This window comes from Streptomyces sp. NPDC051677 (genome assembly GCF_044453465.1).
Classification (GTDB): Bacteria; Actinomycetota; Actinomycetes; order Streptomycetales; family Streptomycetaceae; genus Streptomyces.
The window spans coordinates 20,016-44,177 of sequence record NZ_JBITCT010000059.1; the positions used below are offsets into that span (position 1 = coordinate 20,016).

22 protein-coding genes are annotated in these 24,162 nt (G+C 72.3%); 20 read left to right on the forward strand and 2 right to left on the reverse strand.

The window, feature by feature from the left end; all coding sequences use genetic code 11:
- Window positions 1-5: 5 nt before the first annotated feature.
- From ACIBAF_RS42205 to ACIBAF_RS42240, 8 genes are all read left to right on the forward strand, one after another.
- The gene (locus tag ACIBAF_RS42205; RefSeq protein WP_399470890.1) at window positions 6-1,112 is read left to right on the forward strand and encodes a quinone-dependent dihydroorotate dehydrogenase; all 1,107 of its coding nucleotides are present in this window, start codon (window positions 6-8) and stop codon (window positions 1,110-1,112) included.
- Complete coding sequence (gene pyrF / locus ACIBAF_RS42210) at window positions 1,109-1,951, forward strand: orotidine-5'-phosphate decarboxylase (protein ID WP_399470892.1); 843 nt, start codon at window positions 1,109-1,111, stop codon at window positions 1,949-1,951. The genes ACIBAF_RS42205 and pyrF overlap by 4 nt, the downstream gene beginning before the upstream one ends.
- 278 nt (window positions 1,952-2,229) lie before the next feature.
- The gene (locus ACIBAF_RS42215; protein WP_003977346.1) at window positions 2,230-2,553 is read left to right on the forward strand and encodes an integration host factor; all 324 of its coding nucleotides are present in this window, start codon (window positions 2,230-2,232) and stop codon (window positions 2,551-2,553) included.
- Between the two features lie 60 nt (window positions 2,554-2,613).
- Entirely contained in the window at window positions 2,614-3,207 is a 594-nt protein-coding gene (gene gmk, locus ACIBAF_RS42220) for a guanylate kinase (RefSeq protein ID WP_399470894.1), read from the forward strand.
- Between the two features lie 38 nt (window positions 3,208-3,245).
- Entirely contained in the window at window positions 3,246-3,518 is a 273-nt protein-coding gene (rpoZ, locus tag ACIBAF_RS42225; RefSeq protein ID WP_003988945.1) for a DNA-directed RNA polymerase subunit omega, read from the forward strand.
- A 121-nt stretch (window positions 3,519-3,639) separates the two neighbouring features.
- On the forward strand, window positions 3,640-4,842 hold the full coding sequence (gene coaBC, locus ACIBAF_RS42230; protein WP_399470896.1) for a bifunctional phosphopantothenoylcysteine decarboxylase/phosphopantothenate--cysteine ligase CoaBC: 1,203 nt from the start codon (window positions 3,640-3,642) through the stop codon (window positions 4,840-4,842).
- Window positions 4,843-5,082: 240 nt separating this feature from the next.
- Complete coding sequence (metK, locus tag ACIBAF_RS42235; RefSeq protein ID WP_334583217.1) at window positions 5,083-6,291, forward strand: methionine adenosyltransferase; 1,209 nt, start codon at window positions 5,083-5,085, stop codon at window positions 6,289-6,291.
- Window positions 6,292-6,473: 182 nt separating this feature from the next.
- Complete coding sequence (locus ACIBAF_RS42240) at window positions 6,474-8,657, forward strand: primosomal protein N' (RefSeq protein WP_399470898.1); 2,184 nt, start codon at window positions 6,474-6,476, stop codon at window positions 8,655-8,657.
- A gap of 106 nt (window positions 8,658-8,763) precedes the next feature.
- On the opposite strand, the gene ACIBAF_RS42245 is transcribed toward ACIBAF_RS42240, so the two are convergent.
- Window positions 8,764-9,309, reverse strand: a complete 546-nt coding sequence (locus tag ACIBAF_RS42245; protein WP_399470900.1) for a hypothetical protein — start codon at window positions 9,307-9,309, stop codon at window positions 8,764-8,766.
- Between the two features lie 326 nt (window positions 9,310-9,635).
- Here ACIBAF_RS42245 and fmt point away from each other — a divergent pair, with 326 nt between their 5' ends.
- Window positions 9,636-10,568 (forward strand): methionyl-tRNA formyltransferase, encoded by a 933-nt coding sequence (fmt, locus tag ACIBAF_RS42250; protein WP_399470902.1) that lies wholly within the window; start codon window positions 9,636-9,638, stop codon window positions 10,566-10,568.
- 86 nt (window positions 10,569-10,654) lie between these two features.
- Complete coding sequence (locus ACIBAF_RS42255) at window positions 10,655-12,073, forward strand: RsmB/NOP family class I SAM-dependent RNA methyltransferase (RefSeq protein ID WP_399470904.1); 1,419 nt, start codon at window positions 10,655-10,657, stop codon at window positions 12,071-12,073.
- Window positions 12,074-12,152: 79 nt separating this feature from the next.
- Here ACIBAF_RS42255 and argG read toward each other — a convergent pair whose 3' ends face one another.
- Entirely contained in the window at window positions 12,153-13,607 is a 1,455-nt protein-coding gene (gene argG, locus ACIBAF_RS42260; protein ID WP_399470906.1) for an argininosuccinate synthase, read from the reverse strand.
- Window positions 13,608-13,799: 192 nt separating this feature from the next.
- Between argG and rpe the strand changes: the two genes are divergently transcribed.
- The 10 genes from rpe (at window position 13,800) to ACIBAF_RS42310 (ending at window position 24,144) form a co-directional block, all read left to right on the forward strand.
- Window positions 13,800-14,486, forward strand: a complete 687-nt coding sequence (gene rpe / locus ACIBAF_RS42265; RefSeq protein ID WP_399470908.1) for a ribulose-phosphate 3-epimerase — start codon at window positions 13,800-13,802, stop codon at window positions 14,484-14,486.
- A 90-nt stretch (window positions 14,487-14,576) separates the two neighbouring features.
- Entirely contained in the window at window positions 14,577-15,620 is a 1,044-nt protein-coding gene (locus ACIBAF_RS42270; RefSeq protein ID WP_079663540.1) for a sugar-binding transcriptional regulator, read from the forward strand.
- 176 nt (window positions 15,621-15,796) lie between these two features.
- Entirely contained in the window at window positions 15,797-16,141 is a 345-nt protein-coding gene (locus ACIBAF_RS42275; protein ID WP_399470910.1) for a barstar family protein, read from the forward strand.
- Between the two features lie 159 nt (window positions 16,142-16,300).
- Window positions 16,301-16,621, forward strand: coding sequence for a hypothetical protein (locus ACIBAF_RS42280; protein WP_399470912.1), 321 nt, complete (start codon window positions 16,301-16,303; stop codon window positions 16,619-16,621).
- Window positions 16,622-16,737: 116 nt separating this feature from the next.
- Window positions 16,738-17,979: an FAD-dependent oxidoreductase gene (locus ACIBAF_RS42285; RefSeq protein ID WP_399470914.1), complete on the forward strand. Its 1,242-nt coding sequence runs from the start codon at window positions 16,738-16,740 to the stop codon at window positions 17,977-17,979.
- Between the two features lie 158 nt (window positions 17,980-18,137).
- Entirely contained in the window at window positions 18,138-19,577 is a 1,440-nt protein-coding gene (locus ACIBAF_RS42290; protein ID WP_399470945.1) for a GuaB1 family IMP dehydrogenase-related protein, read from the forward strand.
- A 112-nt stretch (window positions 19,578-19,689) separates the two neighbouring features.
- On the forward strand, window positions 19,690-20,142 hold the full coding sequence (locus ACIBAF_RS42295; RefSeq protein WP_055638498.1) for an Lrp/AsnC family transcriptional regulator: 453 nt from the start codon (window positions 19,690-19,692) through the stop codon (window positions 20,140-20,142).
- A 139-nt stretch (window positions 20,143-20,281) separates the two neighbouring features.
- Window positions 20,282-21,421 (forward strand): MFS transporter, encoded by a 1,140-nt coding sequence (locus ACIBAF_RS42300; protein WP_399470947.1) that lies wholly within the window; start codon window positions 20,282-20,284, stop codon window positions 21,419-21,421.
- A gap of 181 nt (window positions 21,422-21,602) precedes the next feature.
- The gene (locus tag ACIBAF_RS42305) at window positions 21,603-22,391 is read left to right on the forward strand and encodes a carbon-nitrogen hydrolase family protein (protein ID WP_399470916.1); all 789 of its coding nucleotides are present in this window, start codon (window positions 21,603-21,605) and stop codon (window positions 22,389-22,391) included.
- A 40-nt stretch (window positions 22,392-22,431) separates the two neighbouring features.
- Window positions 22,432-24,144 (forward strand): flavin monoamine oxidase family protein, encoded by a 1,713-nt coding sequence (locus tag ACIBAF_RS42310; RefSeq protein ID WP_399470918.1) that lies wholly within the window; start codon window positions 22,432-22,434, stop codon window positions 24,142-24,144.
- The last annotated feature ends 18 nt before the right edge of the window (window positions 24,145-24,162 follow it).

The following is a 24,162-nucleotide window of genomic DNA, read 5'->3' on the forward strand; positions in this document are numbered from 1 at the left end:
GAACCATGTACAAGATCTTCTTCAATCTCGTCTTCCGGCGGATGGACCCGGAGCAGGCCCATCACCTGGCCTTCCGCTGGATCCGGCGCGCCGCCCGCATCCCCGTGCTGCGTACCTTCGTCGCCGCCGCCCTCGCGCCCCGCCACAAGGAGCTGCGCACCGAGGCCTTCGGGCTGCGCATGCACGGCCCCTTCGGGCTCGCTGCCGGCTTCGACAAGAACGCCGTCGCGATCGACGGGATGTCGATGCTGGGCTTCGACCACGTCGAGATCGGCACCGTCACCGGCGAGCCGCAGCCCGGCAACCCCAAGAAGCGGCTGTTCCGGCTCGTGCAGGACCGGGCGCTCATCAACCGCATGGGGTTCAACAACGAGGGCTCGCTGGTCGTCGCCGCGCGCCTCGCCTCGCGTGAGCCGGTCTTCAAGCCCGTGGTGGGCGTCAACATCGGCAAGACCAAGGTCGTACCGGAGGAGGAGGCCGTCGGCGACTACGTGAAGTCGACCGAGCGGCTCGCGCCGTACGCCGACTACCTGGTCGTCAACGTGTCCTCGCCGAACACCCCGGGGCTGCGCAACCTCCAGGCCACCGAGGCGCTGCGGCCGCTGCTGAGCGCCGTCCGCGAGGCCGCCGACCGCACGGTGACCTCGCGGCGCGTCCCGCTGCTGGTGAAGATCGCCCCGGACCTGGCGGACGACGACGTCGACGCGGTCGCCGACCTGGCCGTCGAGCTGGGCCTGGACGGGATCATCGCCACGAACACCACCATCGCGCGCGAGGGCCTTGGTCTGGCGTCCGACCCCTCGTTGGTGAAGGAGACCGGCGGCCTGTCCGGGGCACCCCTCAAGGCCCGTTCCCTGGAGGTGCTGCGCCGCCTCTACGCGCGCGTGGGCGACCGCATCACCCTCGTGGGCGTCGGCGGCGTCGAGAACGCCGAGGACGCCTGGCAGCGCATCCTGGCCGGCGCCACGCTGGTGCAGGGCTACAGCGCCTTCATCTACGAGGGGCCCTTCTGGGGCCGCGCGATCCACAAGGGGCTCGCCGCCCGCCTGCGGACGAGTCCCCACGCCACCCTCGCCGACGCGGTCGGCGCCGACGTGAGGAAGACGGCATGACCCCGGAGCCCTTCGGCGCGCGGCTGCGTCGCGCGATGGACGAGCGCGGCCCGCTGTGCGTCGGCATCGACCCGCATGCCTCCCTGCTCGCCGAGTGGGGACTGAACGACGACATCGCCGGCCTGGAGCGGTTCAGCCGCACGGTCGTGGAGGCGACGGCGGACCGGGTGGCCCTGCTGAAGCCGCAGAGCGCCTTCTTCGAGCGGTTCGGCTCGCGCGGGGTCGCCGTCCTGGAGAAGACGGTCCAGGATGCGCGGGCGGCCGGCGCCCTGGTCGTGATGGACGCCAAGCGCGGCGACATCGGCTCGACCATGGCCGCCTACGCCGAGGCCTTCCTGCACCCGGACGCCCCGCTGTTCTCCGACGCCCTCACCGTCTCGCCGTACCTCGGCTACGGATCCCTGTCGCCGGCGGTGGCGCTGGCCCGCGAGAGCGGCGCCGGGCTGTTCGTGCTGGCGCTGACCTCCAACCCGGAGGGCGGCGAGGTCCAGCACGCGGTGCGGGCCGACGGCCGCAACGTCGGCGCGACGATGCTGGCGCACCTGGCCGCCGAGAACGTGGGGGAGGAGCCGCTGGGCTCCTTCGGGGCGGTCGTCGGCGCCACGCTGGGCGACCTGTCGTCCTACGACCTCGACATCAACGGTCCGCTCCTCGCGCCCGGTGTCGGCGCCCAGGGGGCGACCCCGGCCGACCTTCCCCGGGTCTTCGGGTCGGCGCTGCGCAACGTCGTGCCGAACATCAGCCGGGGAGTGTTGCGTCAGGGTCCCGACGTCGTCGCGCTGCGTGACGGCGTGGAGCGGTTCGCGCGAGAGGTGCGCGCCGCCGTGGCCTCCGCCTGAGGGGCTCCGACCGCCCGACCGGGGGCTCGGTCGGGCGGCCCTGAGCCGACTTGAGCCTGGATACATCCTCAAATCCGGGGCAGTATGTCTTAAATGTCTGGCCCTACGGAGGCTGACCAGGACTTTTCCTCTGTTCTCGCTGACTCCGGCGGAGTTGGCCGCTAGTCTCCGACGGAGAGTGAACGGGCAAGCGTGTTGCTCGTGGCTCACCAGGTGTGGGGCGACTAGGTTCCTCACCGGTCCGTATCCGACAGTTCGACATCCGAGGTGACGTAGGCGTGGCTCTTCCGCCCCTTACCCCCGAACAGCGCGCAGCCGCGCTCGAAAAGGCCGCCGCGGCTCGCCGGGAGCGGGCCGAGGTCAAGAATCGACTGAAGCACTCCGGCGCCTCCCTTCACGAGGTCATCAAGCAGGGTCAGGAAAACGACGTCATCGGCAAGATGAAGGTTTCCGCCCTCCTGGAGTCACTCCCGGGCGTGGGCAAGGTCCGCGCCAAGCAGATCATGGAGCGACTCGGCATCTCCGAGAGCCGCCGCGTGCGTGGTCTCGGCTCCAACCAGATCGCCTCCCTGGAGCGTGAGTTCGGCAGCACCGGCTCCTGATTCCCGGGTCCTGCGGGAAGGGAGTCCCGGGCACTCCGGGATTGCTGGAATAATCGCTGCATGGCTGCAACATTCCGGGGGACGACCCCCGAGCCCCCGGACGTACGTCCGCGGCTGACCGTGCTCTCCGGCCCCTCCGGGGTCGGCAAGAGCACGGTCGTCGCCCATATGCGCAAGGAACACCCCGAGGTCTGGCTCTCGGTCTCGGCCACGACCCGTAAGCCCCGCCCCGGCGAGAAGCACGGAGTCCACTACTTCTTCGTCACCGACGAGGAGATGGACAAGCTGATCGCCAACGGCGAGCTGCTGGAGTGGGCGGAGTTCGCCGGCAACCGCTACGGCACTCCGCGCGCCGCCGTACTGGAGCGCCTGGAGTCGGGCGAGCCGGTCCTCCTGGAGATCGACCTCCAGGGCGCCCGGCAGGTCCGCGAATCCATGCCCGAGGCCCAGCTGGTGTTCCTGGCTCCTCCCTCCTGGGAGGAGCTCGTGCGCAGACTCACCGGGCGGGGCACCGAACCGCCCGAGGTCATCGAGCGCCGGCTGGAGGCCGCGAAGATCGAACTCGCGGCCGAGCCGGAGTTCGACGTGACCCTGGTCAACACCTCCGTCGAGGACGTGGCGCGTGAGCTGCTAGCCTTGATGGATGTCGTGTGATCACGACCATTCTTTTCCCATCCATCGGAAGGTAGAGCGTGTCCTCTTCCATCTCCGCGCCCGAGGGCATCATCAACCCGCCGATCGACGAGCTCCTCGAGGCCACCGACTCGAAGTACAGCCTCGTGATCTACGCGGCCAAGCGGGCCCGCCAGATCAACGCGTACTACTCGCAGCTCGGCGAGGGTCTCCTTGAGTACGTCGGTCCGCTCGTCGACACCCACGTCCACGAGAAGCCGCTCTCGATCGCCCTCCGCGAGATCAATGCGGGGCTGCTGACGTCCGAGGCCGTCGAAGGCCCCGCGCAGTAGTATTTTCGGCTCGCAGTTGGTTTTTCCACAGGCCCGGCAGCATGACTGCCGGGCCTGTGGTGTCTGATGGACTCGTACGCCGGGAGCCGCGGCGTACGAGGTCGAGGTCCGGGGAGAGACGGTGCACAAGCCGAAGGTCGTTCTGGGGGTCAGTGGGGGCATCGCCGCCTACAAGGCCTGCGAGCTGCTGCGCAGACTGACGGAGTCGGGTCATGACGTCCGCGTCGTCCCCACCGCCTCCGCGCTGCACTTCGTCGGCGCCGCCACCTGGTCCGCCCTGTCCGGCCACCCCGTCTCCACGGAGGTCTGGGACGACGTCCACGAGGTCCCGCACGTCCGCATCGGCCAGCACGCCGACCTGGTGGTCGTCGCCCCGGCCACGGCCGACATGCTGGCCAAGGCCGCCCACGGCCTCGCGGACGACCTCCTCACCAACACCCTCCTCACCGCCCGCTGTCCGGTCGTCTTCGCCCCCGCCATGCACACCGAGATGTGGGAGCACCCGGCCACCCAGGAGAACGTGGCGACGCTGCGCCGCCGGGGCGCCGTCGTCATCGAGCCGGCCGTCGGCCGCCTCACCGGCGTCGACACCGGCAAGGGGCGGCTGCCCGACCCGGCCGAGATCTTCGAGGTCTGCCGCCGCGTCCTGGCCAGGGGAGTGCGCGAACCCGACCTCGCCGGCCGGCACGTCGTCGTCAGCGCCGGCGGCACCCGCGAGCCCCTCGACCCGGTCCGCTTCCTCGGCAACCGCTCCTCCGGCAAGCAGGGTTACGCCCTGGCCCGCACCGCCGCCGCGCGCGGCGCCCGCGTCACGCTGATCGCCGCGAACACCGGGCTGCCCGACCCCGCCGGGGTCGACGTCGTCCAGGTCGGCACGGCCGTACAGCTGCGCGAGGCCGTCCTGAAGGCCGCCGGGGACGCCGACACGGTCGTCATGGCCGCCGCCGTGGCCGACTTCCGGCCACAGACGTACGCGGCGGGAAAGATCAAGAAGAAGGACGGCCAGGAACCGGAACCCATCGTTCTCGTACGGAATCCGGACATCCTCGCGGAGATCTCCGCCGACCGGGCGCGCCCCAATCAGGTGGTTGTCGGCTTCGCCGCCGAGACCGACGACGTCCTCGCCAACGGCCGGACGAAGCTGCGGCGCAAGGGCTGCGATCTGCTGGTGGTGAACGAGGTGGGGGAGCGTCGCACATTTGGCTCCGAGGAGAACGAGGCGCTTGTTCTGGGGGCCGACGGGAGTGAGACCCCGGTGCCGCACGGCCCGAAGGAGGCCCTGGCCGAAATCGTGTGGGACCTGGTGACGGCCCGCCTGACCTGACTGTTTGATGCGCATCGCCGTTTCCTCGCGGCTCGCTCGAATCGGGTGTGGCACCCCTGGCCAACGCTGCCGGGCATTCGGCAGAATGCTCGTGCCGCAGGTCACAGCACTCCCGAGAGGCGAGACAGGTGGGCCGGTGGTGGGGCACGACCGATAAACTGTTCTCGGACGACGCCGGGCGCAGCTCCCGTCGCGTCCGCCAATGATCAGCCAGCAGCCGCTGCAACCCCAGGGAGCGTTGTGTCCCGTCGCCTGTTCACTTCGGAGTCTGTGACCGAGGGTCACCCCGACAAGATCGCTGACCAGATCAGCGACACCATTCTCGACGCCCTGCTGCGCGAGGACCCGACCTCCCGGGTCGCCGTCGAGACCCTGATCACGACCGGTCTGGTGCACGTGGCCGGTGAGGTCACCACCAAGGCCTACGCGCCGATCCCCCAGCTCGTGCGCGACAAGATCCTCGAGATCGGCTACGACTCCTCCAAGAAGGGCTTCGACGGCGCCTCCTGCGGCGTGTCGGTGTCCATCGGCGCGCAGTCCCCGGACATCGCCCAGGGTGTGGACACGGCGTACGAGTCCCGGGTCGAGGGCGACGACGACGAGCTCGACAAGCAGGGCGCCGGCGACCAGGGCCTGATGTTCGGCTACGCCTCCGACGAGACGCCGACCCTGATGCCGCTGCCGATCTTCCTGGCGCACCGCCTCTCCAAGCGCCTGTCGGACGTCCGCAAGAACGGGACCATCCCCTACCTGCGCCCCGACGGCAAGACCCAGGTCACCATCGAGTACGACGGCGACAAGGCCGTCCGCCTCGACACGGTCGTCGTCTCCTCGCAGCACGCGAGCGACATCGACCTGGACTCCCTGCTGGCGCCCGACATCCGCGAGTTCGTCGTGGAGCCGGAGCTGAAGGCGCTGCTGGACGACGGCATCAAGCTCGACACCGAGAACTACCGGCTGCTGGTCAACCCGACCGGCCGCTTCGAGATCGGCGGCCCGATGGGCGACGCCGGCCTCACCGGCCGCAAGATCATCATCGACACCTACGGCGGCTTCGCCCGCCACGGCGGCGGCGCCTTCTCGGGCAAGGACCCGTCCAAGGTCGACCGCTCGGCGGCCTACGCGATGCGCTGGGTGGCGAAGAACGTGGTGGCGGCGGGTCTGGCGGCCCGCTGCGAGGTCCAGGTCGCCTACGCGATCGGCAAGGCCGAGCCGGTCGGCCTCTTCGTCGAGACCTTCGGCACGGCCAAGGTGGACGTCGAGAAGATCGAGAAGGCCATCGACGAGGTCTTCGACCTGCGTCCGGCCGCGATCATCCGCGACCTCGACCTGCTCCGCCCGATCTACGCGCAGACCGCCGCGTACGGCCACTTCGGCCGCGAGCTCCCCGACTTCACCTGGGAGCGCACGGACCGCGTGGAGGCGCTGCGGAAGGCCGCGGGGATCTGACAAGCGGTTGGCGCCAGGACTCCTCTCGGCTCGCCGGGCGGAAACACCTGTAGACGACGTCGGCTCCCGGGACCTGGTGGTCCCGGGAGCCGACCTCGTCCTGGGCGGGGCGCGGGCGCGCGCTTGGAGGGTGGAGCGTCCGCGGGCGCCCGTTGTCAGTGGCGTTTGGTAAGAATGCAGGCGTGAGCAGCGAGAACGAGCAGGGGGGCGGTGGGGCGGCCGGGGAGGGCGCCCCGCCGGAGCAGCTCGCGCTGATTCGGGAAAGCGTGCGGCAGGCCAAGGCGCCGCGGGCCAAGCCCCGGACGTGGCGGGGGGCCGCACTGGCCGAGGAACTGCCCGTCGCGCGGGTGCTCGTCGACAAGGGCGTGCTGCACCTGGACCGCTACTTCGACTACGCGGTGCCGGCCGAGCTGGACGCGGACGCACAGCCGGGGGTGCGGGTGCGGGTGCGGTTCGGGGCCGGTCGCGGGCGGGTCAGGGAAGGGCGCCGCGAGGGCGGCGGGCTCATCGACGGGTTCCTCATCGAGCGGCTCGCCGCGTCGGACTACTCGGGGCCGCTCGCGGCGCTCGCCCAGGTGGTGTCGCCCGAGCCGGTGCTGAGCCAGGAGCTGCTGGGGCTGGCGCGGGCCGTCGCCGACCGGTATGCGGGGAGCCTCGCCGACGTGCTGCAACTCGCCGTGCCGCCGCGCAACGCGCGCGCCGAGCAGCGGCCCTCGCCCGCGTCGCTGCCCCCGCCGAGCGCGCCGGAGGCCGGGTCCTGGGCGCGGTACGAGCGGGGTGGCGCGTTCCTCGAGTCGCTGGCGTCCGGGGGCGCGCCGCGGGCCGTGTGGAACGCGCTGCCCGGCCCCGAGTGGAGCGAGGCCCTGGCGCGGGCCGTCGCCGCGGCGCTCGCCTCCGGGCGCGGGGCCCTGGTCGTCGTACCGGACGGGCGGGCCGCCGCGCGGGTGGACGCGGCGCTGACGGCGCTGCTGGGGGACGGCCGCCATGCGCTGCTCACCGCGGACGCCGGACCCGAGAAGCGGTACCGGGAGTGGCTCGCGGTGCGACGCGGGTCGGTGCGGGCGGTCGTCGGAACGCGCGCCGCGATGTTCGCGCCGGTTCAGGACCTCGGGCTGGTCGCGCTCTGGGACGACGGGGACGACAGCCACAGCGAGCAGCACGCGCCGCAGCCCCATGCGCGGGAGGTGCTGCTGCTGCGGGCCGCGCAGGACAAGTGCGGTTTCCTGATGGGGGGTTGGAGCTGCACGGTGGAGGGCGCCCAACTCGTGGAGAGCGGATGGGCGCGGCCGTTGGTCGCCGCACGGGAGGAGGTGCGGCGCTCCGCTCCGCTGGTGCGGACCGTGGGCGACCAGGATCTCGCCCGGGACGAGGCCGCCAGGGCCGCCCGGCTGCCCACCCTGGCCTGGCAGACGGTCCGGGAAGGGCTGCGGCACGGGCCGGTGCTGGTGCAGGTCCCCCGGCGGGGGTACGTGCCGCGGATGGCGTGTGCGCAATGCCGTGCCGCCGCCCGCTGCCGGCACTGCTCCGGGCCGTTGGAGGCACGGGACGGGGGCGCGGGGGGCAGCGCGTTGTGGTGCGGCTGGTGCGGGCGCGAGGAAAGCGCCTGGCGCTGCCCGGAGTGCGGCTCGTTGCGGTTGCGGGCCCAGATCGTGGGGGCGCGGCGGACCGCCGAGGAGCTGGGGCGGGCGTTCCCCGCCGTTCCGGTGCGTACGTCGGGGCGGGAGCAGGTGCTGGACACCGTGCCGGGGGCGCCCGCGCTCGTCGTGTCCACGCCCGGGGCCGAGCCGGTCGCCGAGGGCGGCTACGCGGCCGCGCTGTTGCTGGACGGCTGGGCCATGCTCGGCCGGCCCGACCTGCGGGCCGGGGAGGACGCGCTGCGTCGCTGGATCGCGGCCGCCGCGCTCGTGCGGCCGCAGCAGGACGGGGGGACCGTGGTCGTCGTCGCCGAGCCCACGCTGCGGCCCGTGCAGGCGCTGGTGCGCTGGGACCCTGTGGGGCACGCCGTGCGGGAGCTCGCCGAGCGCGCCGAGCTGGGGTTTCCACCGGTGTCGCGGATGGCGGCGGTGTCGGGGACGGCGGAGGCGGTGGGCGCGTTCCTGGAGGCTGTCGAACTGCCTCGGGAGGCGGAGGTGCTGGGGCCGGTTCCGGTGCCGGCCGCTCCGGCGGGGCGGCCTCGACGGCCGGGGGCGCCGCCGCCCGGGGAGCTGTGGGAGCGGGCGTTGATCCGGGTGCCGCCGGGCAGGGGCGCTGCGCTGGCTGCCGCGTTGAAGGCGGCGCAGGCGGCTCGGATGGCTCGGGCTTCCCGGGCGACTCGGGGTGGGGAGGACGTTGTTCGGGTGCGGGTCGATCCGCCGGACATCGGCTGAGGGGGCTGGGTGGTCGCGGGTGTGCGGCTGCCCTCTCGGGCTCGGGCCGAGAGGGCAGGGTGGGGCGGTGCTGTGTGGGGGGTGGTGTGAGGGCGGGCGGGGTGCGTCAGCCGCTGCGCGGGCCGGGGAAGGCGGTCGGCCTTGCCTCGTCCCGCAGGGCCGGGCTGCCGGCCGTCGGCTGGGTCGGCATCGAGCGGGCGGCGGGAACCGTGGGAACCGTCGGGAGGCCCGTGGTCACTCCGACCGCGCGGGCGCCGGTCGGCTCCGTCGGGCGGTCGGCCTCGGTGGTGGTCGCCTGGGCTGCGGCGCGGCGGGCGCCGTAACGGCGGTGGACGGCCTGCTTGGTGACCCCGAGTGCGGAGCCCACCGCGTCCCATGAGAAGCCGAGTGAACGGTCGAAGTCCACCGCCGCGGTGACCAGGGCCTCGACGCTGTCCCGCAGTTCCTGGGCCAGGCGGACCGTGGGGGCGGGGGCGCGTCCGTAGACGACGAAGCCCGTGGAGGGGCCGGAGCGGCGGGGGCGGTAGACGTTGCCCAGCTGGGCGGTGAGGGTGCGCAGTGCGTCCACCTGCCGGCGGACGCGCTCGATGTCCCGCACCAGCAAGTGCAGGCTGGCCCGGGCCTGGGCGTCGTGGGTTGCATGGTCGGCCATGAACAAGCCTCTCGAACCGGCGTTGAAGTAGGTGTGGTCAACTCTTTCTTGACCAACGCGGGTTCGCTCCGCTGGTCACGGTGTGGGGGCGTATGGGCATATGCGTACGCCCCCCGGGGCGGGGTGCACGCGGCTCGGCCCGCGGCCCTCGCCGCTGTTGTCTCCCACGCACCGCTCGTTTCCGGTTGGACGCAGATGGTGCGGGTCTCCTGTGGGGGTTCTCGCCGTCGGCGGCCTTCCCTCGGGCGCCGGGGCGTCGGTCGTTCCCGCCCCATAAACTTGTGCGTCGCCCGTCATTCGAACCGTCCGAGAGGCCCCGCCCACTCATGAAGCTCGTCTTCGCCGGTACCCCCGAGGTCGCCGTTCCCGCTCTGGACGCTCTGCTCGCCTCCGGGCGGCACGAGGTGGCCGCTGTCGTCACGCGGCCAGACGCTCCGGCCGGGCGGGGGCGGCGGCTGATCGCTTCTCCTGTCGCCCAGCGGGCGGAGGAGGCGGGCATCGAGGTGCTGAAGCCCCTCAAACCCCGGGACCCGGAGTTCCTGGCGCGGTTGCGGGAGATCGCGCCGGACTGCTGCCCCGTCGTGGCCTACGGGGCGCTGCTGCCCAGGGAGGCGCTGGACATCCCGGCCCAGGGCTGGGTCAACCTGCACTTCTCGCTGCTGCCCGCCTGGCGCGGCGCCGCTCCCGTACAGCACTCGATCATGGCGGGGGACGAGATCACCGGCGCCTCCACCTTCCTCATCGAGGAGGGGCTCGACTCGGGGCCGGTGTACGGGACGGTCACCGAGGAGATCCGGTCCACCGACACCAGCGGTGACCTGCTGACCCGGCTCGCCTTCGCCGGCGCCGGACTGCTCGCCGCGACCATGGACGGGATCGCGGACGGCCGCCTGAAGGCCGTGCCGCAGCCGGGCGAGGGGATCACTCTCGCGCCGAAGATCACCGTCGAGGACGCCCAGATCGACTGGGCCACCCCGGCCCTGCGCGTCGACCGCGTCGTGCGCGGCTGCACCCCCGCGCCGGGCGCCTGGACGACCTTCCGCGGCGAGCGCCTCAAGCTCATCCAGGTCCAGCCGGTTCCCGAGCGGACGGATCTGGCCCCCGGCGCACTGTCCGTCGGCAAGAACAGCGTGCACGTCGGCACCGGCTCGTACGCGGTCGAGCTGATGTGGGTGCAGGCGCAGGGCAAGAAGCCGATGCGGGCCGCCGACTGGGCGCGCGGCGTCCGGATCGGGGCGGGCGAGACCGTGGGGGCGTAAGCCCGGCCGGCCTCTCGCCGCCCTCGCCGACGTACGCTGGAACGTCAGTCTGCGCATCTCATCCTGTAATCCGGAGCACCTTTTTCGTGAGCGATCAGTCCCAGGGTTCCCGCAAGCCGGGCAAGCCCTACCGTCGGCCCCAGAAGGATCCTGTCCGTCTTCTCGCCTTCGAGGTGTTGCGGGCGGTGGACGAGCGGGACGCGTACGCCAACCTCGTGCTGCCGCCGTTGCTGCGCAAGGCGCGAGAGAAGGGGGGCTTCGACGGGCGTGACGCGGCTCTCGCCACCGAGCTGGTCTACGGGACGCTGCGCCGGCAGGGGACGTACGACGCGGTCATCTCGGCGTGTGTCGACCGGCCGCTGCGCGAGGTCGATCCGCCGGTGCTCGATGTGCTGAGTCTCGGGGTGCACCAGCTGCTCGGGACACGCATCCCGACGCATGCCGCCGTTTCCGCCTCCGTCGAGCTCGCCCGGGTCGTGCTCGGCGACGGGCGCGCCAAGTTCGTCAACGCGGTGCTGCGCAAGGTCGCCCAGCACGATCTCGACGAGTGGGTCGAGAAGGTCGCCCCGCCCTACGACGACGACCCCGAGGACCACCTCGCCGTCGTGCACTCGCATCCCCGCTGGGTCGTCTCCGCGCTGTGGGACTCCCTCGGCGGCGGGCGGGCCGGCATCGAGGAGCTGCTGGAGGCCGACAACGAGCGGCCCGAGGTGACGCTGGTCGCCCGGCCCGGCCGCGCCACGACCGAGGAGCTGCTGCGGGAGGAGGCCGCGGTCGCCGGGCGCTGGTCGCCGTACGCCGTGCGGCTCACCGAGGGCGGCGAGCCCGGCGCCATCGACGCCGTACGGGACGGGCGGGCGGGGGTGCAGGACGAGGGCAGTCAGCTCGTGGCGCTCGCGCTCGCCAACGCGCCGCTCGACGGCTCCGACACGAAGTGGCTGGACGGGTGCGCCGGGCCCGGCGGCAAGGCCGCGCTGCTCGCCGCCCTCGCCGCCGAGCGTGGCGCCGCTCTCCTCGCCTCCGAGAAGCAGCCGCACCGGGCGGGGCTCGTCGCCAAGGCCCTGGCCGGCAACCCCGGGCCCTATCAGGTCATCGCCGCCGACGGGACCCGGCCGCCGTGGCGGCCCGGCTCCTTCGACCGGGTGCTGATGGACGTTCCGTGCACGGGGCTAGGCGCCCTGCGGCGAAGGCCCGAAGCGCGGTGGCGGCGTCGGCCGGAGGACCTCGACGGGTTCGGTCCGCTGCAGCGCGGGCTGCTGCGGACCGCGCTGGAGTCCGTCCGGGTCGGGGGCGTCGTCGGGTACGCGACGTGCTCGCCGCACCTCGCCGAGACCCGGGCGGTGGTCGCCGACCTGCTCAAGCAGTTCCCGCAGGCCGAGCTGATCGACGCCCGGCCCCTGCTGCCCGGCGTACCGGCGCTCGGCGACGGACCCGACGTCCAGCTGTGGCCGCATCTGCACGGGACCGACGCCATGTACCTGGCGCTGATCAGGAAGACCGGCTGAGGCCGGAGCGGACGAAAGGGCCGGCCCGACGCAACGGCGTCGGGCCGGCCCTTTCGTCCGTACTGCGTTCCCGTCGGGGTCAGTCCGTGCCGAACTCCATCGCGGCGCGGTCCAGCAGCTCGTCGGCCTCGGAGACCTCGCCGCGCGAGGCGATGACCTCGGCGCCGCCCTGCGGCAGCTCCGGCATGGTGCCGATCAGACCGGTCGCGGCTGCCTGGGAGGCGCCGATGGTGGGGCTGCCGGTGCCGATCAGACCGAGGCCGGCGTACTGCTCCAGCTTGGCGCGCGAGTCGGCGATGTCGAGGTTGCGCATGGTCAGCTGGCCGATGCGGTCGACGGGGCCGAAGGCCGAGTCCTCGGTGCGCTCCATGGAGAGCTTGTCCGGGTGGTAGCTGAACGCCGGGCCGGTCGTGTCGAGGATCGAGTAGTCCTCGCCGCGGCGCAGCCGCAGGGTGACCTCGCCGGTGATCGCTGCGCCGACCCAGCGCTGGAGCGACTCGCGGATCATCAGCGCCTGCGGGTCCAGCCAGCGGCCCTCGTACATCAGGCGGCCCAGGCGCCGTCCCTCGTTGTGGTACTGGGCGAGGGTGTCCTCGTTGTGGATCGCGTTGACCAGGCGCTCGTAGGCGGCGTGCAGGAGGGCCATGCCCGGCGCCTCGTAGATGCCGCGGCTCTTCGCCTCGATGATCCGGTTCTCGATCTGGTCCGACATGCCGAGGCCGTGCCGGCCGCCGATGGCGTTGGCCTCCATCACCAGGTCGACGGGGGAGGAGAACTCCTTGCCGTTGATCGTCACCGGGCGGCCCTGGTCGAAGCCGATCGTCACGTCCTCGGCGGCGATCTCGACGGACGGGTCCCAGAACCGCACGCCCATGATGGGCTCGACGGTCTCGACGCCGGTGTCCAGGTGCTCCAGGGTCTTGGCCTCGTGGGTGGCGCCCCAGATGTTGGCGTCGGTGGAGTACGCCTTCTCCGTGCTGTCCCGGTAGGGCAGGTCGTGGGCGACCAGCCACTCCGACATCTCCTTGCGGCCGCCGAGCTCGGTCACGAAGTCCGCGTCCAGCCAGGGCTTGTAGATGCGCAGGTGCGGGTTGGCGAGCAGGCCGTAGCGGTAGAACCGCTCGATGTCGTTGCCCTTGAACGTCGAGCCGTCGCCCCAGATCTGGACGTTGTCCTCGAGCATCGCCCGGACCAGGAGGGTGCCGGTGACGGCACGGCCGAGCGGCGTGGTGTTGAAGTAGGCGCGCCCGCCGGAGCGGATGTGGAACGCGCCGCAGGTGAGCGCGGCCAGGCCCTCCTCGACCAGGGCGGCACGGCAGTCGACCAGGCGCGCGATCTCGGCGCCGTAGGTCTTCGCGCGGCCGGGCACCGAGGCGATGTCGGGCTCGTCGTACTGGCCGATGTCGGCGGTGTAGGTGCACGGGACGGCGCCCTTGTCGCGCATCCACGCGACCGCGACGGAGGTGTCGAGCCCGCCGGAGAAGGCGATGCCGACGCGCTCGCCGGCGGGAAGGGAGGTGAGGACCTTGGACATAGGAAGATTATGCATCAACTCGCATGGTCATGCAAAGGGCTCGGTGAAGGCCTCAGATCTCCAATTTTCTCCAGTTCCTGCGTGGACTCGGCCGCGGCGCGAACAAGCCACCCACGGCCTGCGCCGGACAACGCACCGCAGCTCCCCAGGACCGATGCGCCTGACCCCCGGAAGGCATGGCAGGCTTGGGTCATGGCCGCGCAGATCAACCCCAGCATCCTGTCCGCCGACTTCGCCCGCCTCGCGGACGAGGCGAAGGCGGTCGAGGGAGCCGACTGGCTCCACGTCGACGTCATGGACAACCATTTCGTCCCGAACCTCACGCTCGGTGTGCCGGTCGTGGAGTCACTGGCCCGTGCGACGGACATTCCGCTGGACTGCCATCTGATGATCGAGGCCCCCGACCGCTGGGCCCCGCAGTACGTCGAGGCGGGCGCCTCGTCCGTCACCTTCCACGTCGAGGCGGCCGCCGCGCCGGTGCGGCTCGCCCGCGAGATCCGCGCGAAGGGCGCCCGTGCCTCCATGGCCCTCAGGCCCGCGACGCCCATCGAGCCGTACGAGGACCTGCTGCCCGAGCTCGACATGTTGCTGATCATGACGGTCGAGCCGGGCTTCGGGGGACAGGCGTTCCTCGACATCATGCTTCCCAAGATCCGCCGCACCCGCGAGCTGATCAGCAAGCACGGCCTCGACCTGTGGCTCCAGATCGACGGCGGGGTCTCGGCCGCCACGATCGAGCGGTGCGCCGAGGCGGGCGCCGACGTGTTCGTGGCCGGCTCGGCGGTGTACGGCGCCGCCGACCCGGCCGAAGCGGTCCGTGGCCTGCGGGCTCAGGCGGCGGCGGCTACCGCCGGAGCCTCGTGGGCATGTGAACACTGAACCAACCACTTGCCGACAGGAATGTGAACGGCTCCCATCAGAGCTGATCAACTGCGCCGGATCTGCGAGGATGAACGGCGTATCCAGAGTGTGAACAGCAGTGAGGAGATCGCCGTGTCGGGTATGTCGGCGGGCCGGTCAGCCATGCGGATGGGACCCGCTGAGCTGGTGCAGGCGGCGGCCATGGCCCGCCGCTTCTACCTCGAGGGAAAGTCCAAGATCCAGATCGCGGAGGAGTTCGGCGTCAGCCGCTTCAAGGTGGCCCGGGTCCTGGAGACCGCCCTCGAACGGGATCTCGTACGGATCGAGATCCGCGTGCCGGCCGAGCTGGACGCCGAGCGCTCCGACGCGCTCCGCGCCCGCTACGGCCTCAGGCATGCCGTCGTGGTCGAGTCCCCGGCCGAGGCCGAGGAGACCACGGACCCCGAGAACCTGGGGGAAGTGGCCGCCGATTTGCTCGGCGAACTGGTCAACGAGGGGGATGTGCTGGGGCTGGCCTGGGGCCGGTCCACCATCCACATGGCGGCGGCGCTGGACCGGCTGCCGCCCTGCACGGTCGTGCAGCTGACGGGTGTGTACGACGCCGGGACCGCCGAACGCGGCTCGGTCGAGGCCGTCCGCCGCGCCGCACAGGTGTCCGGCGGCGACGCGCACCCCATCTACGCGCCGATGCTGCTGCCGGACGCGGCGACCGCGCAGGCCCTGCGCCACCAGACCGGGATCGCCCGGGCCTTCGAGTACTTCGACAAGGTCACGGTCGCCTGTGTCTCCATCGGCTCCTGGGAGCCGGGCATCTCGACGGTGCACGACATGCTCAGCGACGAGGAGCGGTCGCACTACGCCTCGCTCGGCGTCGCCGCCGAGATGTCCGCGCACCTCTTCGACGCCGAGGGCCGCAGGGTCGGCCGCGACCTGGGCGAGCGGTGCATCACGGTCAAGACCGACCAGCTGCGCCGGGTCCCCGAGGTCGTCGCCATAGCCGGCGGTCAGCGCAAGGCGGCCGCGATCGACGCGGTGCTGCGCTCCGGGCTCGTCACCAGCCTGGTGACGGACACGTCGGCGGCCGACTACCTGATGACGGCGGGGCCGACGCCGAAGCCGGCCCTCAACCGGGCGGACCCGGACGGGATCTGAGGGAGTGTCATGCCGGGACGGCCGTGGCGGCGCCGAGCGCGTGCCGCCACGGCCGTCGTCCGTGCAGGGGCAGGGCGTGCGCCCCGCCGGGGGCACGGGTCGGCTCATTGTCACGGCGATCGCCGTGAGGTCTACTACAGCGGTGATCACAACCGGATGTTCGGGGCGGTACTGAGATGACCGACGCGACGCTCGCCGAGGTCCTCGGCGCCGGGGGCTGGGGCCATACGGAACTCGACCTCACCGGCGTCACCGACAAACCCGCGTTCATGGACCGCTGCGCCCGCGCGCTGGGCCTGCCCGACTACTTCGGCCGCAACTGGGACGCCCTCGCCGACTGTCTGACCGACCTGCCCGCGACGCCGGCCGCGCACCGCCGGCTGATCGTGGTGCGGGCGTGGCAGGAGTACGCGCTGGCCGCGCCGCAGGAGTGGACCATCGCGCAGGAGGTGTTCACCGAGGCCGTCCAGCGGCTGCGCGGCGCCGCGCAGCCGCTGGAGGTGGTCCTGGCGCTCGGTTGACGGCTGCGCCTCCGCTCGCGCGGGGGCGTGGCGGCGTCGGCTTGATCGGACATGGAGCCGTCCTCCACCCAGGACCACGACGCTGAGTCCGTAAACCCTCGTCCTGCCGTCGGCCCCGGGAAACCGTGCCCTTCCGGCGGGGCCCTCGCTTGCGGCGTCGTGCTCGCCCCTCTGACCGGCGGGGTGGGGCCGGCCGCGGCCGGCCCCACCGCCGCTCAGCCGATCGGTGCGCTCACCGCCACGGCTCCGGCAGCGGTGGCCGACGCCCAGGCCGTCCGCGACGCGGCCGGGACCTACCAGCTGACCTGGACCGCGAGCGCCACCGCGACCACTGCCCGGGTATACGCCTCCACCGACCCGGCGGCGCCGCCCGCACACCGTCGGCTCGTGGCCTCCACGGTCGCCCCGACCGCGACGGTCAGCGGGCTCGACCCCCGGAACCCGATCCATCCCCCATCCGGGCGCCGGGCCGCGCGATAGTGTCGGTGGCCCCGCCCGTCCGCCCGGTCAACAACCGTGCGCACGCGCCTGGTTGCCGTTCGGAAAAGGGCCGGGCGGTGCGGGAGGGCTGACGTCACGGACAGGACGGACTGCTGATGCGCGTGGTGATCGTCGGAGCCGGCCTGGGTGGCCTGTGCCTGGCACAGGGCCTCAGGCGGGCGGGTGTCGAGGTCGCCGTCTACGAGCGGGACGCGGCACTGGACGCCCGCCGTCAGGGATATCGGCTCCATCTGGACGGACGGGCCGCCCAGGGGCTGCACGCCTGTCTTCCGCCGGAGCTCTACGCCCTGTTCACGGCGACCACCAGCCGGCCCAGCCGGCAGGTCACCGTGGTCACCAAGCAGCTCAAGCAGCTGCACAGGGTGCAGTTCCCCGAGCCGGACCTGTCCGTCCCCGCCCGGGTCAACACGTCGGTGGACCGCTTCGTCCTGCGGACGATCCTGCTGGCGGGGCTGGAGGACGTCGTCCACTTCGGCAGGACGTTCGTCCGCTACGAACACGACGCCGACGGTTCCGGCAAGACCGTACGGGCGTTCTTCGCCGACGGCGCCGAGGACACCGCGGACGTCCTGGTGGCGGCCGACGGGGCCGGCTCCCGCATCCGCGGCCAGTACCTGCCGCACGCCCGTGTCCGGGACACCGGCGACCGGGCGTTGTACGGGAAGACGCCGCTCACCGACGAGATACGGGGCCGGCTGCCGAAGATGCTGTGGGACGGCTTCGCCGCCGTGGTGGGGTCGCGCAACCTGGGCATGGCCCTCGGGCTGGTGCAGTTCCAGGAGCCGCCCGCCGAGGCTGCCGCCCGGCTGTGGCCCGCGGCGGACTTCAAGGACGCCGGTTCGTACGTGATGTGGGCGCTGTCGGGGAAGGGCAAGGCGTTCTTGGCCGACGAGCGGATGCGGGCCATGGACGGCCCCGGGCTGCTGGAGGTGGGGGAGCGGCTGGTGCGCGGCTGGGCCCCCGATCTGCGGGCGCTGGTCGAGGGCGCCTGTCCCGAGGACACGTTCTTCCTGAACATCCGTACGTCGGACCCGATCGAGCGCTGGCCGGCCACCGCGGTGACGCTGCTCGGGGACGCCATCCACGCGATGCCGCCGAGCCGGGGCTCCGGGGCCAACATCGCCCTCAAGGACGCCGGGCTGCTGTGCTCCGAGCTGACGGCGGCGGCCGACGGCGAGCGGGATCTGCTGGAGGCGATCGACCGCTACGAGGCGGACATGGTGGACTACGGCTTCACGGCGGTGCGCGACTCCCTCGCACTGGCGCGGCAGGGGGGCGGCCCGCTTGCGGCCGTCGCCTCCCTCGTGTCGCGGCTGACCGGCCGACGCGGCGCCTGACCCACCGTCTTCGGAGGATCCTCCCAAGACCCCCGTGAGCTGCTTGGACGTTCTGTCCGGGCATTGCGGCCGGGCCTTCGTGGGAGAATGAAGTACGTGCTTCTCCCCCTGGCTGACCTGTCCGGGGGTCACCTCTGAACGACCGGGATGTGCAGCACGTGCGTTTCCTCAACGACATCCAGCCCGCCTACGACCTGACCTACGACGACGTCTTCATGGTGCCGAGCCGCAGCGCGGTCGGCTCGCGTCAGGCCGTGGACCTCTCCGCCCCGGACGGCACGGGCACCACTATCCCGCTGGTCGTCGCCAACATGACCGCCGTCGCCGGTCGCCGGATGGCCGAGACCCTGGCCCGGCGCGGCGGGCTCGTCGTGATCCCGCAGGACATTCCGATCGACGTCGTCACCGACGTCGTCTCCTGGGTCAAGAGCCGTCACCTGGTGCTGGACACCCCGATCGTGCTCGCCCCGCACCAGACGGTGGCCGACGCGCTGGCCCTGCTGCCCAAGCGGGCGCACAACGCGGGTGTGGTCGTCGACGAGGACTTCCGTCCCGTCGGCGTCGTCACCGACGCGGACCTCAGCGGCGTCGACCGCTTCACGCAGCTCGAGGTCGTCATGTCCCGGGACCTGCTGCTGCTCGACGCCGACATCGACCCGCGCGAGGCCTTCAACACCCTCGACGCGGCCAACCGGCGCTACGCCCCGGCGGTCGGCAAGGACGGCAAGCTCGCCGGCATCCTCACCCGCAAGGGCGCCCTGCGCGCCACGCTGTACACGCCGGCCGTCGACGGACAGGGCAGGCTGCGCATCGCGGCGGCCGTCGGCATCAACGGCGACGTGGCGGGCAAGGCCAAGCAGCTGCTCGACGCGGGCGTGGACACGCTCGTCATCGACACCGCGCACGGCCACCAGGAGTCGATGATCGGCGCGATCCGCACCGTGCGCGCCCTCGACCCGCGGGTGCCGATCGTGGCCGGCAACATCGTCTCCGCCGAGGGCGTCAAGGACCTGATCGACGCGGGCGCCGACATCATCAAGGTCGGCGTCGGGCCCGGCGCCATGTGCACCACCCGCATGATGACCGGCGTGGGCCGGCCCCAGTTCTCGGCCGTCCTGGAGTGCGCCGCCGAGGCGAGGAAGTACGGCAAGCACGTGTGGGCCGACGGCGGTGTCCGCCACCCGCGCGACGTCGCGATGGCACTGGCGGCCGGCGCGTCCAACGTGATGGTCGGGTCCTGGTTCGCGGGCACCTACGAATCCCCGGGCGACCTCCAGCACGACGCGGACGGCCGCCCGTACAAGGAGTCGTTCGGCATGGCCTCCGCGCGGGCCGTCCGCAACCGCACATCCGAGGAGTCGGCGTACGACCGGGCCCGCAAGGCGCTGTTCGAGGAGGGCATCTCCACCTCCCGGATGTTCCTCGACCCGGCCCGCCCGGGCGTCGAGGACCTGATCGACTCGATCATCGCGGGCGTCCGCTCCTCCTGCACGTACGCGGGCGCGGGCTCCCTCGAGGAGTTCGCCGAGAAGGCCGTCGTGGGGATCCAGAGCGCGGCCGGCTATGCGGAGGGCAAGCCGCTGCACTCCAGTTGGTAGCTCCGCAGGCCGGGCTGTCTGGATGGCGGTGGGCCCGTGTTCTACTTCCTCTACGGCCACCGCCGCTTCCGACTCGCAGCGCCCGCACCATCCGAGAAGTGATCGACCCACTGTGCTGAACGATCTCGACGAACGCATCGTCCACGCCCTCGCCGAGGACGCCCGCCGCTCCTACGCGGACATCGGGCACCTGGTCGGCCTGTCCGCGCCCGCCGTGAAACGGCGCGTGGACCGGCTGCGCGCCACCGGCGCCATCACCGGCTTCACCGTACGCGTCGACCCGGCGGCCCTCGGCTGGGAAACCGAGGGGTTCGTCGAGATCTACTGCCGGCGCAACACCTCCCCGGAGACCATCCAGCGGGGCCTGGAGCGCTACCAGGAGGTCGTGGCCGCCTCCACCGTCACCGGGGAGGCGGACGCCGTCGCCCAGGTCTTCGCCGCCGACATGCGGCACTTCGAACGCGTGCTGGAGCGCATCGCGGGGGAGCCGTTCGTGGAGCGCACGAAGTCGGTCCTGGTGCTGTCGCCTCTGCTGCGCCGCTTCTCGTCGGGTTCGCCGACCTGAGGCGACGTCAGCCGCCCTGAGCCGGCCCGAGCCGCCCCCGTCGTCGCCGGTAAATCGCTGGGCGGCGGGGCGGGGCGTGTCTACCATCGGTGACATGACCTGGCGACATTGATCCACAACCGGCCCCGGCACCCGTCGACTGACCGCCACGCTGTACGCGTACGCGTTCCTCGACGAGTTCGTGTTGCTCTACCCCGTGTACGTCCTGCTGATGGCGGACAGCGGCCTGTCGGTGGGGCAGATCTCCTCCCTCTTCGTCCTGTGGTCGCTGACCGGCGTCCTGCTGGAGGTCCCCTCGGGCGCCTGGGCGGACGCCGTCTCGCGCCGGCTGCTGCTGTGGCTCGGCCCGCTGCTGGGCGGGGCCGGCTTCGCGCTGTGGGTGCTGTTCCCTTCGTACTGGGCCTTCGCGGCCGGCTTCGTGCTGTGGGGCGCGCGCGGCGCCCTGGGCTCCGGGGCGCTGGAGGCGCTGGTGTACGAGGAGCTGGACCGGGTCGGCGCGGGGGACGGGTACGCCCGGGTCATGGGCCGTGCGCACGCGGTCGGCCAGGTGGCCGTCATGGCGGCCATGGGCCTGGCCGGGCCGGTCTTCGCGCTCGGCGGATACCCGGCCGTCGGCGCGGCGAGCGTGCTGGCCTGTCTGCTCTGCGCCGCGACCGCGACCCGTTTTCCCGAGCACCGGACCCCGGACGCCGAGAGCGACGACGGCCTCGCCGCCACCCTGCGCGCCGGACTCGCCGACGTCCGCGGGGACCGCGCCGTCCTCGGCGCCCTGCTGCTGGTTCCGGCCGTCACGGCGGTGTGGAGCGCGCTCGACGAGTACACCTCGCTGCTGGTCAGGGAGACCGGCGTACCGGCCGCCGCCGTCCCCTACCTGCTCGTCGTGATCTGGGCCGGCGTCACGGCCGGCAGCCTGCTCTCCGGGAGGGCCGAGCGCCTCGACGGCAACGGCCTCGCCGCGCTCCTCGCAGGCGCCGCGCTCGCTCTGGCGGCCGGCGCGCTGACGGGCAAGCCGGCCGGCATCGTCCTCGTCGCCCTCGCCTTCGGCGGCTTCCAGCTCGCGACCGTCCTGGCCGACGTCCGGCTCCAGCAGCGCATCGAGGGCGCCGGCCGGGCCACCGTCACCTCCGTCGCGGGCCTCGGCACGGAGCTGCTGACCATCGGCGTCTACGGCGCGTACGGCGCCCTCGGGTCGGCCTTCTCCCACGGCGCCGTCTTCGCGCTGTGCGCCGTGCCGTACCTGGTGACGGCGCTGATCGTGGCCGGGGGACGGCGGAAGTGAGGCCGCGCAACGAATCGCCGCCCGAGCCCCGACGCACGCAACGAACCGCTCACCGGCGCGCAACGGCTCCTTCTTGTCCGGCCCGCGCGGCCGACCGTACCGTCTATCTGGCCCCGCGAACGGCCGCCCGAACGGCCCCGCGAACGGCCCCCCGACCCCGTCGTACCGGTGAGGATCACGCATGCGCACCGCCCTGCTCCAGAGCTCCGGCCGCCCCGGCTCGGTCGTCGAGAACCTCAAGGTCCTCGACGAGGCCGCCGGCCGGGCCGCCGCCGCGGGCGCCGGGCTGCTGGTCGCGCCGGAGCTGTTCCTCACCGGGTACGCGATCGGCGACGACATCGCCCGCCTCGCCGAGCCCGCCGACGGGGACTCCGCGGACGCGATCGCCGAGCTCGCCGCCCGGCACGGGCTCGCGATCGCGTACGGCTACCCGGAGCGCGACGGCGAGACGGTCTACAACGCGGCCCAGCTCGTCTCCGCCGACGGCGCCCGGCTCGCCGGGTACCGCAAGACCCACCTCTTCGGCTGCTTCGAGCACGAGCACTTCACGCCCGGCGAACAGCCGGTCGTCCAGGCCGAGCTGAACGGCCTCACCGTCGGCCTCATGATCTGCTACGACGTCGAGTTCCCGGAGAACGTCCGCCTCCACGCGCTCGCCGGCACCGACCTCCTCGTCGTGCCGACCGCGCAGATGCACCCCTTCCAGTTCGTCGCCGAGTCGATGATCCCGGTGCGCGCCTTCGAGAACCAGATGTACGTCGCCTACGTCAACCGGGTAGGCCAGGAAGGGGAGTTCGAGTTCGTCGGCCGCTCCGCCCTGGCCGGCCCGGACGGGGTCGCCCGGGCCCGCGCCGGACGCGGCGAGGAACTGCTGTTCGCCGACGCAGACCCGGTCGCCCTCGCCGCCTCCCGCGAGGCGAACCCGTATCTGAAGGACCGCCGCCCCGGCCTCTACCGGTCCCTGGTCTGACGCCCTCCCCCTCATTTCCCGTGCTAGGAGTCCGTACCCCATGACGTCCACCGTGCCCAACGCCGTCGAGCACGCAGACGAGCAGCAGTCGCCGATCACCATGTTCGGCCCGGACTTCCCGTACGCGTACGACGACTTCCTCGCCCACCCGGCGGGGCTCGGCCAGATCCCCGCGACCGAGCACGGCGCCGAGGTGGCCGTCATCGGCGGCGGGCTGTCGGGCATCGTGGCCGCGTACGAGCTGATGAAGATGGGCCTGAAGCCGGTCGTCTACGAGGCCGACCGGATCGGCGGGCGACTGCGCACGGTGGGCTTCGACGGCTGCGACCCGTCGCTCACCGCCGAGATGGGCGCGATGCGCTTCCCGCCCTCCTCCACAGCCCTCCAGCACTACATCGACCTGGTGGGCCTGCAGACCCGCCCCTTCCCCAACCCCCTCGCCGAGGCGACCCCTTCGACGGTCGTCGACCTCAAGGGCGAGTCGCACTACGCCGAGACCGCCGAGGACCTCCCGCAGGTCTACCGCGACGTCGCCGACGCCTGGAACACGTGCCTGGAGGACGGCGCCGACTTCTCCGACATGAACCGCGCCCTGCGGGAGCGGGACGTGCCGCGCATCCGGGAGATCTGGGCGAGGCTCGTCGAGAAGCTCGACAACCAGACCTTCTACGGCTTCCTCTGCGACTCCGAGGCCTTCAGGTCCTTCCGCCACCGCGAGATCTTCGGCCAGGTCGGCTTCGGCACCGGCGGCTGGGACACCGACTTCCCGAACTCCATCCTGGAGATCCTGCGCGTCGTCTACACCGAGGCCGACGACCACCACCGGGGCATCGTCGGCGGCTCCCAGCAGCTGCCGCTGCGCCTTTGGGAGCGCGAGCCGGAGAAGATCGTCCACTGGCCGTACGGGACCTCGCTCGCGAGCCTGCACGAGGGCGGCGAGCCCCGCCCGGCCGTGACCCGGCTGCACCGCACGGCGGGCAACCGGATCACCGTGACGGACGCGAACGGCGACATCCGCACCTACCCGGCGGCGATCTTCACCGCCCAGTCCTGGATGCTGCTGTCGAAGATCGCCTGCGACGACTCGCTCTTCCCGATCGACCACTGGACGGCGATCGAGCGCACGCACTACATGGAGTCCTCGAAGCTCTTCGTGCCCGTCGACCGGCCCTTCTGGCTGGACAAGGCCGTCGACGACAGGGGAAATCCGACCGGCCGTGACGTCATGTCGATGACCCTCACCGACCGTATGACGCGCGGGACTTACCTCCTCGACGACGGCCCGGGCAGGCCCGCCGTCATCTGCCTCTCCTACACCTGGTGCGACGACAGCCTGAAGTGGCTGCCGCTGTCCGCGAACGAGCGGATGGAGGTCATGCTGAAGTCGCTCGGCGAGATCTACCCGAAGGTCGACATCAGGAAGCACGTCATCGGCAGCCCGGTGACCGTCTCCTGGGAGAACGAGCCCTACTTCATGGGCGCGTTCAAGGCCAACCTGCCCGGCCACTACCGCTACCAGCGGCGCCTGTTCACGCACTTCATGCAGGACCGGCTGCCCGAGGACAAGCGGGGCGTCTTCCTCGCCGGCGACGACATCTCCTGGACGGCCGGCTGGGCCGAGGGCGCCGTCCAGACCGCGCTGAACGCGGTCTGGGGCGTCATGCACCACTTCGGCGGGGCGACCGACGCGAGCAACCCGGGCCCGGGCGACGTGTACGACGAGATCGCGCCGGTGGAACTCCCGGAGGACTGAGACCTCGTCGCACGAGGT